At 50.6% G+C, this 16,421-nt stretch carries 13 protein-coding genes and 1 pseudogene; 6 read left to right on the plus strand and 8 right to left on the minus strand.

Going from position 1 to position 16,421, the window contains the following annotated elements:
* The first annotated feature begins 182 nt into the window (after positions 1-182).
* The 4 genes and pseudogenes from KDW_RS10840 (at position 183) to KDW_RS31660 (ending at position 4,807) form a co-directional block, all read left to right on the plus strand.
* Positions 183-2,141, plus strand: coding sequence for a serine/threonine-protein kinase (locus KDW_RS10840; protein WP_151755960.1), 1,959 nt, complete (start codon positions 183-185; stop codon positions 2,139-2,141).
* A gap of 160 nt (positions 2,142-2,301) precedes the next feature.
* Complete coding sequence (gene hemE, locus KDW_RS10845; protein ID WP_151755961.1) at positions 2,302-3,369, plus strand: uroporphyrinogen decarboxylase; 1,068 nt, start codon at positions 2,302-2,304, stop codon at positions 3,367-3,369.
* Between the two features lie 47 nt (positions 3,370-3,416).
* Positions 3,417-4,323, plus strand: a pseudogene (gene hemH / locus KDW_RS10850) (ferrochelatase).
* A gap of 172 nt (positions 4,324-4,495) precedes the next feature.
* Positions 4,496-4,807 carry a hypothetical protein gene (locus tag KDW_RS31660; protein WP_162005134.1) on the plus strand — a complete coding sequence of 104 codons (312 nt, stop codon included), beginning with the start codon at positions 4,496-4,498 and terminating at the stop codon, positions 4,805-4,807.
* Here the strand turns inward: KDW_RS31660 and KDW_RS10860 are convergent.
* Entirely contained in the window at positions 4,804-5,997 is a 1,194-nt protein-coding gene (locus KDW_RS10860; protein ID WP_151755963.1) for a LolA family protein, read from the minus strand. The two genes, KDW_RS31660 and KDW_RS10860, sit on opposite strands and share 4 nt — an antisense overlap.
* Positions 5,998-6,777: 780 nt before the next feature.
* Here KDW_RS10860 and KDW_RS10865 point away from each other — a divergent pair.
* Positions 6,778-7,101: a hypothetical protein gene (locus tag KDW_RS10865; protein ID WP_151755964.1), complete on the plus strand. Its 324-nt coding sequence runs from the start codon at positions 6,778-6,780 to the stop codon at positions 7,099-7,101.
* A gap of 75 nt (positions 7,102-7,176) precedes the next feature.
* On the opposite strand, the gene KDW_RS10870 is transcribed toward KDW_RS10865, so the two are convergent.
* The 6 genes from KDW_RS10870 to sdhC all read right to left on the minus strand — a co-directional run bounded on the left by KDW_RS10870 (position 7,177) and on the right by sdhC (position 13,498).
* Positions 7,177-8,775 carry a tetratricopeptide repeat protein gene (locus KDW_RS10870; RefSeq protein ID WP_151755965.1) on the minus strand — a complete coding sequence of 533 codons (1,599 nt, stop codon included), beginning with the start codon at positions 8,773-8,775 and terminating at the stop codon, positions 7,177-7,179.
* Between the two features lie 404 nt (positions 8,776-9,179).
* Positions 9,180-10,052 (minus strand): alpha/beta fold hydrolase, encoded by an 873-nt coding sequence (locus KDW_RS10875; protein WP_151755966.1) that lies wholly within the window; start codon positions 10,050-10,052, stop codon positions 9,180-9,182.
* Positions 10,053-10,146: 94 nt separating this feature from the next.
* Complete coding sequence (locus tag KDW_RS10880; RefSeq protein WP_151755967.1) at positions 10,147-10,854, minus strand: succinate dehydrogenase iron-sulfur subunit; 708 nt, start codon at positions 10,852-10,854, stop codon at positions 10,147-10,149.
* Between the two features lie 11 nt (positions 10,855-10,865).
* Positions 10,866-12,605, minus strand: a complete 1,740-nt coding sequence (gene sdhA, locus KDW_RS10885) for a succinate dehydrogenase flavoprotein subunit (protein ID WP_151755968.1) — start codon at positions 12,603-12,605, stop codon at positions 10,866-10,868.
* 12 nt (positions 12,606-12,617) lie between these two features.
* The gene (locus tag KDW_RS10890) at positions 12,618-13,034 is read right to left on the minus strand and encodes a succinate dehydrogenase hydrophobic membrane anchor subunit (RefSeq protein WP_198925245.1); all 417 of its coding nucleotides are present in this window, start codon (positions 13,032-13,034) and stop codon (positions 12,618-12,620) included.
* 74 nt (positions 13,035-13,108) lie between these two features.
* Positions 13,109-13,498, minus strand: coding sequence for a succinate dehydrogenase, cytochrome b556 subunit (sdhC, locus tag KDW_RS10895; protein WP_151755969.1), 390 nt, complete (start codon positions 13,496-13,498; stop codon positions 13,109-13,111).
* Positions 13,499-14,134: 636 nt separating this feature from the next.
* Here sdhC and KDW_RS10900 point away from each other — a divergent pair.
* Positions 14,135-14,569: a FixH family protein gene (locus KDW_RS10900; protein WP_151755970.1), complete on the plus strand. Its 435-nt coding sequence runs from the start codon at positions 14,135-14,137 to the stop codon at positions 14,567-14,569.
* A gap of 36 nt (positions 14,570-14,605) precedes the next feature.
* Here KDW_RS10900 and KDW_RS10905 read toward each other — a convergent pair whose 3' ends face one another.
* Complete coding sequence (locus KDW_RS10905) at positions 14,606-16,294, minus strand: molybdopterin-dependent oxidoreductase (protein WP_162005135.1); 1,689 nt, start codon at positions 16,292-16,294, stop codon at positions 14,606-14,608.
* Positions 16,295-16,421: the final 127 nt, after the last annotated feature.

Genomic DNA, 16,421 nt, shown 5'->3' on the forward strand with positions numbered 1-16,421 from the left:
AGTTGGTGGTGAGCATTCTTCTCTTTCTTTTATCCCCTACACTTTTTTAAGAACTTGCTTTCTGCTATTTCTATATCTACGCATCTTTACCCCTTGCTGCTACGTGTTATAAATATTGCTCTCCGTGGTACTATCCTATCCAAAAAAGATGCTACTGCTATTGTAAGGAATGCAAAAATATTATGCCTGGTCTAGAAGGAACGGTTGTTAAACACTATACAATCAAAAATTTGCTGGGAAGCGGCGGTATGTCAGAGGTCTATCTGGCCTATGATGAGATCGCGCAGCAGCATATCGCGATCAAGGTAATGACCGGTTATTCGGCCGATTATCTGGAGCGGTTCCGCCTTGAGGCTGAGGCAATTGATAAGTTGCAACATGCGCATATTCTTCCGGCATTGGATTATGAAGAGATCAAACCATGCCATTATCTGATGATGGAATTCGCGCCTGGTGGTACGTTGCGTGAGCTGTTGGATGATGGTCCTCTGCCCCTTGAGGATGCGGACCTGCTGTTGTCACAGATTGCCAGTGCTGTTCAATATGCCCATGATCATGGTGTGTTGCATCGTGATATTAAACCTTCGAATATTTTGTTGCGTAGCCTCAAGCATGCTTATCTGGCAGATTTTGGCCTGGCTAAAATTGTTGATGCGGACTATGAACTCACGCGCACTGGTTCCCTGCTGGGCACTCCTGAATATATGGCCCCTGATCTGGCGGAAGGACCGGCGACCGTGAGCAGTGATGTCTATTCACTGGGTGTGCTGCTTTATCAGATTTTGACGACGCGCGTTCCTTTTGAGGGCGAGACACCTGTGGCGGTCTTCTGGAAACAATTGCGTGATGCGCCTCTACCACCTTCAATCTATAATGCTGATTTGAGTCGCGCAGTGGATAAAATGGTGTTACGAGCATTAGATAAAGATCCTCAGCGGCGCTATACATCCGCTATGGAACTGTATGAAGCTTTTCACCAGGCCCTGCAGGATAACGATCCTTTGAATGACTATCCATCAGAGGATGAGATTGATCGCGCTGATGAGGGGTATGAACCTGTTGTACTGGCTGATAATATCGGTTTGCCAGTCCAGATCCAGGTTGATGAGAAGTCGCCGGTGGCGGCTGAAGATACAGCATTGCGCCGCCGCTATCCATTGTCCCATGCCCGGCGTTTTATTACCTCACGGCCCTTATTTAAGGTCGCCACCAGGAGACAGTCGGCCCGGAGCGGTCGCCGCCGAGGGTATCATTCTTCGACACCTGCGGAAACCTCGGCTGTACAGATGCCACCATTACCGCAACGTTCAGGCTCGGATCCAGTGCACTTGCCGGCTTATGATGTTTTTTCTGCTGACCAGCATAACGTGATGGTCTCGAAACCGAAGTTGAGAGCGAGCAGGACCAGGCGTCGGAAAAAAAGCACGACCTCTTTCAATATCATTGCGGTTGGTGTGTTGCTTTTTATTATTCTGCCGGCGAGTTATGTCTATTATCTGTACGCGACCCATTCGGAACAGCCGGTGGTGGCGACTTCTCAACCTGCCACCGCGCAGCCACAGCCTACTGCAACTGCTGCCAGTCCTCTGGCCCCGGGCGCACTGATCCTTGAGGATGATCTGGGGAATAATAGCAGTGGCCGCTGGTCCGAAGCGCCAGGTAACTGTGTGTTTGCTTATGGTTCATATCGCGCGATTAAGAACTTTGGTTCACCCGCCCTGCCCTGCGCATTGATCTCTCCCCTGGTTGATGACGCTGCGGTTCAGGTGGATGTGTCGCTATTGTCTGGTAATTCCGCGGCCATGTTGTTGCGTTTGCACAGCGACCAATTCTATAAGTTTGAGATTAATAGCCTGGGACAATATGCCTTTATGCGCCATGATGCTAACGCTGGCATCAACCAGTATAAAACGTTATTAAAACCTACTGAAAGTAGCGCAATTGTGCCGGGTAGCGGCAAAAATACCTTGCTGGTACTGGCAAAAGGCGCTGATTTCAACCTCTACATCAATGGCCTCTTCCTGGATAAAGTCCATGATGCGACCTACCAGAGCGGTCAACTGGCATTTACGACCAACACTATCTCTGCGACCCAGGTGGCGACAGCCAGTTTTTCTCACCTGAAACTCTCCAAAGTATAATCCTCGCTCCGAAGCAAAATCTGCAAAATCTGTAGAAGACTTGAGATTTTTCTACAGATTTTATAGATTTGTAGTTGTCAATTTGTGCTACCCCGCGCTATGATATGTGGAGGCATCCCGGGCAGATTGCTGGATGCGCAAAACTCTTAAAGGAACATTTATGCAACAAGATACAGGACAGTCGCAGCAGAGTGCGCCTACTGGTGTTGCGCGTTTTCTTGCCGCCTGTCGGCATGAACAGCCTGATGCAACACCGATCTGGTTTATGCGCCAGGCGGGTCGTAGCTCAAAAGGCTATCAGGCGCTGCGTGATAAATATGATGTGTTGACGCTGACAAAAACGCCTGAACTGTGTACACAGATGACGTTGATGCCGGTACACAGTTTTGGTGTGGATGGTGCGGTGCTGTATGCCGATATTATGCTGCCCCTTGAAGGCATGGGGATTGATTTCGAACTGCGCACCGAGGGTCCGGTCATCCATAATCCAGTGCGTTCTTTACACGATGTAGAGGCGTTGCGCATCATGGATATTGAGGAGTCGGTGCCGTATATCCTTGAGGCGATTCGCCTGGTGAGGCGTGAGCTTGAGGGTAAACAGGCCGTGATCGGCGTCTCTGGTGGCCCTTTCACACTGGCCTGCTATATGATTGAGGGTAAGCCATCGCGTGATTATGCGACGGCCAAGTCACTGATGTATAGCCAGCCTGCGCTCTGGGATGCTTTGATGGAGAAGGTCACCACGGTCGTGACGCACTATCTGCTGGCTGAAATTGCGGCTGGTGCCAATGTGGTCCAGATCTTCGAGAGTTGGATCGGCACGCTGGGTCCCAGTGCGTATCGCCGTTTTGTCTTGCCATATACCCAACGCATTTTCGCGGCAATCAAGCAAACAGGGACACCTGCGATCCACTTTGGTACTGGCGCGGCCGCCTTATTAGAACTGATGGTTGAGGCGGGCGGTGATGTCATTAGCGTGGATTGGCGGGTTGATCTGGATATGGCCTGGGAGCGCATCGGACTTGAGCGCGGCATCCAGGGCAATCTGGATCCCACGTTACTCCTGACTTCCTGGCCGGTATTAGAGGCGGGGATGCAGGATGTGTTGCGCCGTGCGGCTAATCGGCCTGGCCATATTTTCAATCTGGGACATGGTATTCCCGCGGCGACGGAGCCAGATATGCTGCGCCGCCTGGTTGATGCTGTACATGAAACGACAAAAAGATAGATAAGGGCATAAAACTGATGACTAAGAAACATGTTGGCGTCATGCTGATGACGTATGGGTCCCCTGCTACATTGGATGATATTCCTGCCTATATTAAGAATGTATATGGTGGGCGTGAGCCTTCAGAGGACGTATTGACCGAGTTTCGCCGCCGCTATGCTTTGATTGGTGGCTCACCGCTGATTCGGATTACACGTGAGCAGGCACAGGCATTAGAGAATGAATTGAATGCGAACAGCGCTGATGGCACAACCTATCATGTAACCGCTGGTATGCGCTTCTCACCTCCTTTTGTAGCTGATATGGTTCCCGAGACGGCTGCTGGCGCACAGTCACTGGTTGGCATTATTATGTCGCCAGTATTCACCGATCATCATGAATGGCTACATCAAGACCCTGACAAAGGCCTATGAGGATCTACATCAGGATGGTCTGGAGTTAAAAATCTCGACCGATTGGCATCTACAGCCATTCTTCCTGGAGGCAGTGGCTGAACGGGTCAAGCAGGCTCTTGAGCGTTTTCCGGCCGAGCAGCGCGCCGGAGTACCAGTTCTGCTGACCGCCCATAGTATGCCCAAACGGGTCATTGAGAATGAGCCAGATTATATCAATCATCTCAAGGAAACCGCTGGCGAGATCGCTAAGCGGGCCGGATTGGCCTCTGACCAGTGGATGTTCTGTTACCAGAGCGCGGGCCATACTCCTGAGGAATGGCTCAAACCAGACTTCGCCGATGTCATGCCAGAATTGAAAGCCGCTGGTAAGCAGCAGGTCCTGATTGCGCCAGTCCAGTTCCTGGCGGATCACCTGGAGATTCTGTACGATATCGAAGTCGGTGCCCGTGAACAGGCCGAGGAGCATGGGATCCAGTTCGCCCGCATCGAATCCCTCAATACCAGCCCGCTCTTTATCAAAGCCCTGGCCGCCGTGGTCAAAGATACGCTGGCCCAATAACATTCTCATATGCGTACCGGCAGCGCTTGTCGCCAATACTTTTCGTTTAGCGCTACGTTGAGAGATGGTTCGACGTGACCAGCAAGCAAGGTGTACGTGGAGAGGGCGCCACACGCGGAGGCCGCACTGCTGCGTTTGCGCAGGCCAGCGTGCTCGAACGACGCGCAGTGCTGTGGCGCCTACAGGAATCGTGTGTGCCGTGGCCTGCTCGCGCAGCAACGTGGTGGGAGATCGTGTGGATCCTACCCGTACCTTCTCGAAGAGGATCACGAAACAGGATCCGTCGCGGTGTAGGCGCCACAGGCATGCGATGCTCTTTGAGCCCCTCGCTCCACGAGAACGCCGCATGCCGGCCTCCGCGTGTGGCGCCCTCTCCACGGATGATTCGCTGCTTTTCTCCACCATGTTTTTTATGGTCACAAATGCGCTTCACCGAAACGTATTGGCGCTTGTCGCAGCGACCAGCGCCGCCGGTACGGTTTAATTGAGGAGTTGCGCGATCTGCATGGCTTGATCGGCTGGGATTTTGCCGGTGACACGATAGCCAACACTCTTTTCGGTCCAGGAAAGGACGGTCATACCATTGATGGTATTGGTGGTACCGTTTGTACCGCGTAGCGATGTTTGTGTACCACGAGCGGGCAGGTTGGCCAGTGGTTTCCCTTCCGCAATCGTGAAGGCGGCATTGCCCTTCATATAGTTTAGCGTATAGGTTTGCAGGCCTGGTGTACCAAGGGCTGTCACGCCCTGTAAGGTGTAGTCACTCTGGTCGCCAGGAATACTCAGTAAGTGATAGCCAGCCTGTTTCTGAGCCTGTGTCAGTGTCAGCGTACCGGTATTCTGATTGCCACTTGCTTCTTCTAATGGTCTGGTCTTTGTACCGGCGGGCGCTGTAAAGGTATACAGTTTCTCGTCAATACTGGGATTAATATCCAGCTGTGGAATGGTAACCGCAATTTTTCCCAGGCTATTAATATCCAGATCTACTTTTACTGGTAGCTGCGTTTTGTTGTCGACATAGACTTCGCCAGTATAGTTGAAGTTTGAGCCGGTCCCGCTCTCGTCGCTGGCGCGTGGCACCACATGAATATCCAAGGTTGTATGGCCATCTACCGGGACGGACGCGGAGCGGAGGGTGCCTGTACTGTTATCAAAGATGCTCTGGATAACATTGAGCAGACTCTGGCTCTGGCCGCCTCCAGATCCTGCGATACCTTTCGTCTGCTGGTCGGGTGTATTCGCAGCATGAGAAATTTTGCCGGTATAGACGATCTTTTTAGCTGGATCATATTGCCAGATCTGTTGACCATCGTTCACCGCCACAGAACCTGCACTTAACTGTTGAATCGTTGATTGTTTGACCTCGCTCCGACTTTTAGCGGGGGCTGTTTTCCATAGCTCGGTCTTCACGGTACCATTGAAGGCCTGGCTGGAACTTACCAGCTGGAAAAGGCCATGGATCGTTTTCGCCGTATTGAGCTTTTGTGACATCGCGTCCAGGGTCTTTTGTCCCGGTCCACTGACCACGGTAGGGGTGGGTTGAGGTGGGGGAGTTGGCGTGACGCCTGCATGCGTATTTTTGCTCTCACTACTGCCGCAACCTGCTATCAAGAGCAGGCATAGTAGCAATATACTTACCGAGAGCGTACTAAACCTCCAGCGAGAGAGGGACATAAGAGACTCCTTTATCCAGATGAACAATGGAACTTGTTCAAAACTTTTCTTGCCTGACACACATTGTACTTACTAAAAGTATATCATTTTTCCCATTAAAATTTTTTTGCTCTCTTGTATTTGCCCCGAAATTTCCTGTATTTTTGCAGATTTATCATAATATATCAGGTAAAATGTATGTATGAATTTAGTATTACGTAGATTTTTGATGAGAAAAGACTCCTGTATTAAGAAATAGCGGAGCTTTGTGGTGGTAGATGGTAAAAAATGTGACTATGTGTTACTTTTTTCGTTTTGTTAGTAGGGACTACCCAAAATATTTTGATGGCGTCGTTTCTCTAAGATGAAACGTGAATAAAGTATCTCTGGCTTTTCTTTGCGGGTGGTTTTTGGGATGGGTTGTATATTGCTCCCCAAACTCTCCATTATCCGGCTTAAAATTGATTATAATAGATAGAGGAATTACTGTATTCAATTTTTTGAGCGGTATAGATTGCATTGAAGAAGGTTAGATAGTTCAATGTATAATGAAAGGTAGTGGTGGTGGAGGTAGAGAATTGCAGCAAGTAGACTACGGTGTACTGACCATAATCCCTCTCTATGCTATCAATGATATGTTCATTATGTCTTTCCTGTGTAAACTGTAGTTATAGATAAAAATGTTTAGCTTTTTGTATGAAAACCTGGTTGATCCAGGGAGTTGCCTCAATACAAATTTTATTTTGCCAGATTATGACTCCGTTGTGCGATAGGACGCTTGCTGAGAAAGGATGTGGATGTATGGTGCGTCAATGTGCCTGGTGCTTGCGCTTAATTAATAGTGCCGGGGAGCGATTGTCTCCTCTACCCCTGCCCAAGCTCTATGAGGCAAGTCACGGGATCTGCGGTATCTGTGGCATGCAATGGATGGATCAGGTTATGGAAGCCGATGAGCCATTGGAAGCTCTACAAAGGCATGAAAGCGAAGCGCTTCATGATACTGGTTATCCAGAAGTTGAGCCTCAAGAGGCAATTACGCGGATGGTGTTGCAGTTGCAAGGGCAGATACCGAAGGCCGTGGTAAAACCAAAGTTGCGACGACTAAATGTGCTACGCTTTCAGTGATATCAATAAACCGAAAGGATCCCATCTGATAACGATTCAGATGGGATCCTTTTTTTAAGAGCTTATATCAGCGCCTTAGTTAGTGTAGTTAGTATAAAAAGCCTGATCGATATTACCAAAATCAAAGGGGCAGAGTGGCCCAACATTGGCGACGTAATACAATTGGTTGGGTGACTGCCGGGAGAAACCGGTCATAAAGTATGGCGTACCATCGGGACGTACAAGACCCCAGATAAGGTTATAGGTGCCTTGCTTGACAGCTTTAACGGTAAAGTGTCCATCTTCAGAGACACTCCCCCAGGGAGCAATCAGCAATTGTAGTAAAACCTCATTGCCCGGAGTGTCCCGGGTAACGTTTTGTACTAAGAATGCCTGTGCACTCTTATACCCATCGCTGGTTTTAGGAACACCTTTTGTAAAGTAACCTATCACTGACTGGGGCCCACTTAAAGCATCCTTTGCCTCCTGGCCTTCAGGTGTATCTGCGAACTTCTTGGCCAGTTCCTGATAGGTCGGAATAGCGTTTTCGCAGACAATATCCCTGTCCTGTTTGCCTTTTCCAAGCAGCGCCTTACTCATATCTGCATGCATTTGCTGAGCTTCAGGCGATTGTTGGAAACGCGCCTCAATGACTTCGAAAGCTGTCACCGATTCCCTATATTGCTTATTAGTCAGCAAAGCCTTCGCGCTATTGTAATAAGCGGTGGCAGCCAGTGGTGTTGCCTGTGCTGTACATTCAGCTGAACAGTAATTTAAATCAAGCGCCGTCTTGAAATAGAGGGCGGCATTAGCATACTTGTGTTGCTGAGAAGCCTGTTTTCCCCATGTAATATATGTACTGGTTTCATCTTGTTGGGCACGATTAATTTCATTGGGTGCACCACTGAATTCAGTGATCACCGTATCAAATGTCGTTACTGCTTTTTCATAGCTTTTTTGCTGGCTTAAGTCTTCTCCCCATTCGACATAGGTGCGTGCAATGTCGCTACTGTTTGGACCTGCTTCGCCAGCGAGCTTATATTCCTTGATGGCACCTTCCCACTGCTTTTGTCCCTCTAAATAGTGGGCCTGTAAGCCATGCATAGCATCATTGGCGAAGAGGCCAGTACCACCACTGGTGAATAGAATCAGGATGATCAGGATGGCGCTGACATATTGCCTGCGGCGGTGTGGATTGCTACGCGCAGCCATACCAGCCAGTGAGCGAATGATCAGTAGCAGGGTCAGTACGCCCGCGATACTGGTGGCTACGATGCCCGCATACAGCGCACCTTCGCTCCAATCGCTACCAGTCGCGAAGGTGACGACGCCCAGTGCAGCCAGGATCACGATAATACCGAGGATGAAAGCCCAGAGAGGCAGGGGACGGACTATGCGTCTGGGTGGTTGGGAGCTTGGCGGAGTCGCCGCTGGTGGATAGACTGCAGCTGTATCATGCTCCATTGCCTGTTCACTGGCTAGATTTTGAGCAAGGGGCGTGGTATCGTCATTTTGGGATGTGGGAATAGCAGGAACTTTCTGCGTTGGGGCATCAGCGTCATCACTTGTGAAGGATTGAGGTGTAAACGCTTCCTGCAAGGGTGGCGTCTGCTCTGGCTGGCCCTGTGTTTGGGTGGGCTGATTATCTACGGACGAGGATGTGTCCTCTGGCTGCGATGATGATATTGTATTCATTTTTTTTGCAGAGATAACAGGCCTCTCTGTTAAGCCTTTACTATACATTTGGATCTTAAAAGAACATCAAAGTTTGCGCCTGCCCATTCTTCTATATGGATCATTAATGGCTTATGTATATGCAAGTTCCCATAACATAGAAATTCTGACAGGAGCCGTGGGAAGATATATATTAGTTAAATGTATCTATATATATATTCTACAGGGAGCAACTCTACAATTGCAATAAAAAAGGATAAATTTATTTTCGATTGAAATATCTGATATGAGATGAAACAAAATTGAATATGTATAGGTCAGCTTAAGACATTTATGCAGATGTCTTAAGGTCTTATTGTCTTAAGATAGCCAATCGTAGCGACAAGCTCTGCCGCTACGATTGGTGGCAGCCGTGAGGGTTGAACCTATTGGGGGGTCAGGAAGGTGGATAGGAATTGGTTGACGAGTTCGGGTTTTTCTTGTTGGACCCAGTGGCCGCTATCGGGGATGCGTTTGATTTGCAGGTTGGTGATCCATTGGTCCAGTCCTTCGGTGAGGGCACTGTCCAGGGCGATGTCTTGTTCTCCCCAGATGAGCAGGGTGGGACAGGTGATCACTTTATTGGTCTGATCTTTCAGGAAACTGGCCGGTCTATTGAATATGGTGCGGTAGTAGTTGATGCTAGCTGTGAGTGCGTGTGGCTTGCTCATGGCTTCCTGGTAGTGGGCGAGCACTTCGGGCGGAAAGGCTTCTTTACGTGCGGCGCTCTGCTCTATCAGGCGGCCAATGGCGGCGGCGTTGTGGCGGCCGAGGATGAATTCAGGCAACCAGGGGATCTGGAAGGCGAAGACGTACCAGCTTTTGCGCAGTTGTTTGATGGTACGTAACTCGCGTTGGAAGGCTCCTGGATGCGGGGCGTTAAGTACGATCAACCGCTCGGTCATCTCGGGATAGTCGATGGCGAAGTTCCAGGCCAGTACACCGCCCCAGTCATGTCCGACGATAATGGCTTTTTCATAGCCCAGGCCTTTGATCAGCCCAACGATATCGCGTAACAGTGTAGGAATATCGTAGCCGCGATGGGGTTTATCGCTATCGTTATACCCGCGTAAGTCTGGTGCCACGACGGTATAGCCAAGGTTGGCTAAAAATGGAATCTGGAACCGCCATGAATACCAGTACTCTGGAAAGCCGTGCAGCAAGACGATGAGTGGTCCTGTGCCTTCGCTGACATAGTGCATGCGAATAGCATTGGTCATCATATCTTTATGCTGCCAGGTCTCTGCTGTTCCTGCCATAATCTTTCATTTCCCTTAATAAACAGAATGAGGTCGGTTCTGTTGGGCCGACCTCATTCTTATGTTCTATAGGTGTACACACTATCTGTATACGTTATGCCTCTTCCGGACCCCCATAGACGATGGCGCGTTTAACCTGTTCGATCAGGTCGGTGACCGGGATGCCACGGGGACAGGCGTCGGCGCAGTTGAAGATGGTGCGGCAGCGCCAGACGCCATCTTTGCGGCTCAAGAGTTGCAAGCGCTCGGCTGCTCCCTGGTCGCGGCTATCAAAGATGAAGCGGTGCGCGTTGACGATTGAAGCCGGTCCAACCCAATCCGGATTGCCCCAGATGGATGGACAGGAACCGGTGCAGGCTCCGCACAGGATACACTTGGTGCCTTCGTCATAGACTTCGCGCTGTGCCTGTGATTGCAGGCGCTCGGTGCCTGGCTCATTGTCGTAGGTGATCAAGAATGGTTTGACGGAGCGATACTTCTCAAAGAAGCGATCCATATCTACAACCAGATCTTTGATGACCGCGTAACCCAGCATTGGCTCGATGGTGACTTTGTTGCCGACATCACGCATCAGGACTTTACAGGCCAGGCGGTTGCGACCATTGATGCGCATGGCATCCGAGCCACAGACACCGTGGGCACAGGAACGACGAAATGTCAGAGTCCCGTCCATGGTCCATTTGATCGTGTTGAGCGTATCCAGCAAGCGATCAATGGGATCAGCTTCAACCCTGAATTCATCCCAGTAGGGCTTGCTATCCCGCTCTGGATCAAAACGCTTAATACGTATCAGTATGTTCATTCCCAACTCCTCTAATATTTGCGTTCCTTGGGCTTGAAGATTGGATCGTCGATGAGGATCACATCTTTGTAGTCCAGTCGTACATCGTGTGCTTTGGTGCCGCGATAGGCGAGTGTGTGTTTGAGCCAGTTGACGTCATCGCGTTTCTGATAATCGAGACGGAAGTGCGCACCACGGCTCTCGGTACGGGCCAGGGCACCATGGATGGTGGCTTCTGAACAATCCAGCAAGAAGCCTAGCTCAATGGCTTCCATCATTTCAGTATTGAAGCGCTTCCCTTTATCCTGTAGCTGTACTTTTTTGTAGGCTTCCTGCAGATCTGCAATCTTGTCCAGCGCATGCCGAAGCCCTTCATCCGTACGCTCTACAAAGACGTTATCGATCATCTCGTTCTGTAGCTCTGAGCGGATATGGGCCGCTGATTCGCCGCCGGTGGAGCTATAGAGGCGATCCACATATTCGCGTGAGAATTCTTCATGATTGGCTGGCAAGGGCACATGGCTGGTCTCTTCAATAAATTTGGCCATGTGTTTACCGGCCCGGCGTCCAAACACGATCAGGTCTACCAGTGAGTTGGTTCCGAGGCGATTGGCACCATGGACCGAGACACAGGCGACTTCACCAGCGGCATAGAAGCCGGGCATTGGAGTCCATTGTGAGTCGAGCACGACGCGTGCATCAATATCGGTAGGAATACCACCCATCGCGTAGTGTGCGGTCGGCTGAATGGGCACTGGCTCGGTGATTGGCTCGACACCCAGATAGTTACGCGCAAAATCAGTGATATCCGGCAGTTTCTCGGCGATCTTTTCGGCACCCAGATGGCGAACGTCCAGATAGACATAATCCTTACCATCTATACCGTTGCCGTCTTTAATCTCCTGGACGATACAGCGCGAAACGATATCGCGTGGTGCCAGATCCTTCAGAGTGGGCATATAGCGTTCCATGAAGTACTCGCCCTTGCCATTGAGAAGCTTTCCACCCTCACCACGGGCGGCCTCACTGAGCAAGACGCCAACTTTATAGATGCCGGTTGGATGGAACTGGTACATCTCCATGTCCTGCAAAGGAATACCACGACGGTAAGCAATCGACATACCATCACCCATACAGGCAAATGCGTTACTGGTTACACGCCAGGCACGGCCATAGCCGCCGGTCGCAAACAGGATGGCTTTTCCATGGAAGGTATGGATCTCGCCGGTCTTGATCTCCAGGGCGACCACACCACAGGCCTGTCCCTCGTTGATCAGCAGGTCCAGCACCAGGAATTCATTGAAGTAGCGCACTTCATTTTTGATTGAGCTCTGGTACATGGTTTGCAGGATCATATGTCCTGTGCGGTCGGCGGCGTAGCAGGAGCGGCGTACCGGACCCTCACCATAGTTGCGGGTATGTCCGCCAAAGAAGCGCTGGTCAATCAGTCCATCTTCTGTACGGTTAAAAGGTAGTCCCCGGTGTTCTAGCTCATAGACCGCGTCAATGGCATCGCGGGTCAGGATCTCGGCTGCGGGCTGATCGACCAGATAGTCACCGCCTTTGACGGTGTCATACATATGCCACTTCCAGTGATCTTCTTCGCGGTTACCAAGGGCGGCGGCAACGCCTCCTTGAGCGGCACCTGTATGTGAACGGGTCGGGTAGACTTTGGTTAGAACTGCCACGCTGGCATTTGGGAGTTGCATCGCAGCCATCAGGCCTGCGCCGCCAGAGCCAACAATCACCACATCAAACTTATGATACATAATACATCCTCATTCTTACTTGGGCAGACATTGTGGTCCAATCGCACTGACGACCGGTTGGAAGGTCACTAATGTGAGCGTTCCGAGCATAAAGAAAATGACTAACAGGAGTGCCGAGATCGACATTAACCACATACGGGCACTGGCGGAACGCACATAATCGTCGATGGTGATGCGTAGGCCATTCATGCCATGGGTCAGTGCCAGGGTCAACAAGAGCCAGTCAAAGACGCGCCAGAAGATATTGCTATAACGGCTGGCGACAAAGGCGTAGGTTGTACAGGAGACGTCATTGGAAACGTGCATGATGATCAGATGCGCAATGACCAGGAAGACCAGCGCGGCCCCGGAGATGCGAAAATAATACCAGGAAAATGTTTCGAACCCGCCACTCATTGGTCGAGGTCCACGTCCGCTAGAAATACGCAGCATAAAGATTCTTTCTCCTTGCATTGAGTATGCTTCAACGTACCCAGAGCGTTTGCTCTCAAATGGGTAGGGGTTGTTTAGTGCCCTGTTGTTGCTGCATGTGGCGCCTGGGTTAACCATTGGAAGGCTGGCCCCATAATATAGTAGGCCATGGGAATGAAGACGATAATCGTAGCTGCCAGCACGATACCAAACATGGCCCGTTGATAGCGTGATCCCTTACGCCAGAAGTCGATCGCCATAATCCTGATACCATTAAATGTATGGTAGAGTACAGCAATCACCAGTGCCAGCGATAGCAAGCGTACAACCACATAGTCGAATAAGACAACGCTCTGGTTATACACTCCGGGACCGAAGCTCAGCATTGAGACATCGACGATGTGAATAAATAGAAATAGCAGAATACCTAGTCCTGATATGCGGTGAAACAGCCAGGACCACATGCCAGATTGACCTTTGTACATTTCTTCCTCGATTCTGGAGGCGGGAGGAGGGGCTTTGAGGCAATAAGAATGAGATTGGTGCTCAGGCATCCGCTCTCGATGAAACTGTATGGGAAATACGGCTTCTGTATTGTCTTCTGGCCTCTATGCTCTTGCTCTCGCCCATTTGGACATCCATAAGAGGTGCCGTTGCTTGGACTGGCGAAAAAGCTGATCAGCCCTGTTTCTTGTTGCATCAGGCCTGACGACCTTGCGCATAACAAAATAAACAGTACATTTTTATCGAACTGCTATGCCTTTGAACCCTGACCTTCACTGTCTTTTTCTCTAGCACCTCTTTGTACCTTTCTGGGAGTTGACGGTGTTATTGTTATTATACTTCAGCGAACCGGACTGCGCCAACGGGTAAAGTGACTTTTTTGGCGTTGATCAGGGTCAAAACTAGCTATTTGGTCCTTTTGGGATTGGCAAATGCTTAGTTTGTCCGATATAATAAAAGCGAAATAAAAAAAATTTACCGGGTCTGCGTTGTTAAACGCAACTCAAGGTGGGTTATGTTTCGCCCTTGCTCTACTATATACTTTATTCATATGGGCAAGGGTGTGTAATGCATGATCCACCTTTTTTTATTGTTACCAGATAAAGATAGAAAATCGCATGAAGAGACGAAAACTTTTAATCGTGGTGCTGGGAATTGGCTTCCTGATCCTGATAACTTTCCTGGGAACTTCACTGGAGTCGCTGATTCCGCATCCGCCAACGGCGGCGGTCCAGGTGGAGCAGGCCGGACCTTATCAGGTGACGCTGCAGGTGAGCCCGAATCCGCCCTCTGTGACTAATCCAGCCAATCTATCTTTGCAGGTCGTGAAAAAAGCCAGTGGCCAACTGGTCAGCAATGCCCGGGTCACATTGTCCAGTGCAATGCAGACGATGGATATGGGAACGGAAGAACTGGTGGCGCAGCCTCAATCCCCTGGCAACTATCATGCCCAGGCGCATTTCTCCATGAGTGGCCCCTGGCAACTTCGGGTCCAGATCAGCGAAACCGGAACCCCGGCGGCCAGCACCACCTTCGATGTGACCGCCCGGTAGGTTCGATCCTTGCGGTCGATTGTCCTGGTTCGTGTGTTAGCTCGCGTTGACACTGACGGTATGGTAACCGGATGAGCCATCGGGCAATGGTGAAGCGATTTGTGGGGTCTGGACGTTGCCCTGGAGATCGATGGCGCGTACGATGATGCTATGGTTGCCGGCCTGTGGCTGCCAGGGGACTTCCCAGAGTACCCAGGTGAGGGCCGAGAGCGGGCGCTTGAGGACGGCTTTTTGCCATTGCTTACCACCATCCAGGCTGACCTCTACCTGACTGATCCCTTTGTTACCGGAGAAGGCTACGCCGGCGATGTAGGTGGGCTTGTTGGCGGTGACTTTGGTGCCATCTCGCGGTGTGTCGATGCGCGAGGTCATCTTGACGGGGGCGGGATCGCTCCAGCCGTTTTGCTGCCAGTAGCCCTTATAGTCGGTGTTGACGATCTCAATGTGGGTAATCCATTTAACATGCTTCATACCATAGATACCCGGTACGAGCAGGCGCGCTGGATAGCCATGGGCGCTCGGCAGGGTCTGACCATTCATCTTGATCGCAACCATCGTCGTGGGCTCCAGCGCTTTGGAGAGATGGATGCTATCGCTGTAGTTGTCGGCGGCATGGAGGACAACCTTGGTGGCTCCTGGCTTGATGTCACCAGCCTTCTGTAAGAGATCCTTGAGCGCGATGCCTTCCCAGCGCGCATTACTCATATATTCACCACCCACTTCATTGCTGATACACATCAACGTTTCATATTGCTCGTGGGTGGGGAGCGCGGTCAGTTCTTTATAGGTGAGCGAAAAGGGTTGTGCGACCAGTCCATCGACGCTCAGACTCCAACTTCCGCCATCAACCGTGGGATCTGAAGCTAGATTTTTGGAGACGCCATAAAATTTGTCGTTGCTGGTGATCTCAGATGAGAGGTCGGCGACGGATTGTACCTCGCCATAGTTGGGCACTGGCGGTGGTGAGATCTTTGCTTGATATTTGTCGACCAGGCTGCTCTGTAACTGTGGATCCCTGGTGGTGGCACCACTACCGCCACTGGCGGCACCTACAATGAAGCGCCAGGCCGCCACGCCGAGAGCACTTAATCCTACCACCACTATACCGTTACGCAGAAAGGCCCGGCGCTGCTGCTGTTTATCCAGGAAGGTCGCATCTGTCTCCAGATCCGCATTTGCCGATGCTTTCAGGGCGCGCCAGGTGAGCCAGTTGTGCATAAAGATGAACAGCAAGCCATAGGCGATGCCCGTGATAGCCAGGCTCAACATGGTACTCATGACGCCGGTGGACAGTTGTGCACCAAAGATGCCGGAACCTGTTAAGGGTAAGAAGATAAGACCGGTAAAGAGCCAGAGGACAAATGCCAGCATGAGTCCAACGCTATACTGTAGATCTCCCTGCTCATCGCGCCACTGGCCGAATTTTAGCCGATCAATCAATAGATTGCAGAGTCCGCCAAAGAGCGCAAATACCAGGCACTGTCCAACCAGGATAATATAAAAAAGATAATGCTTGGCATCGCCACCAAGCGTCTGGTGCAGATAATCAAATAGCGGTAACGGTAAGAATTGTGCGATGGCTGATCCTAATGCCTCGGGCAACGAAACGCCGCCGATAGTCAAACTCAGGAGCAGCATAATCAGGGTCGCCAGGATACCGGCCAGCAGGCCAGCCAGGCTACCACGCGCAAAGCGCTCTTTCTGTGTTGTTGGTGATGGTCCCATAAATGTCCTCATGCTCGTAGAAAATTGCAAACACCAATCAGACAATAAATTGATAGGCATTATATGAGTTATCACGTACACTATACGCTATTTTTACCATTTTGAGGGGTGTTTGAGATGCACATCT

The organism is Dictyobacter vulcani (assembly GCF_008974265.1).
Lineage (GTDB): Bacteria > Chloroflexota > Ktedonobacteria > Ktedonobacterales > Ktedonobacteraceae > Dictyobacter > Dictyobacter vulcani.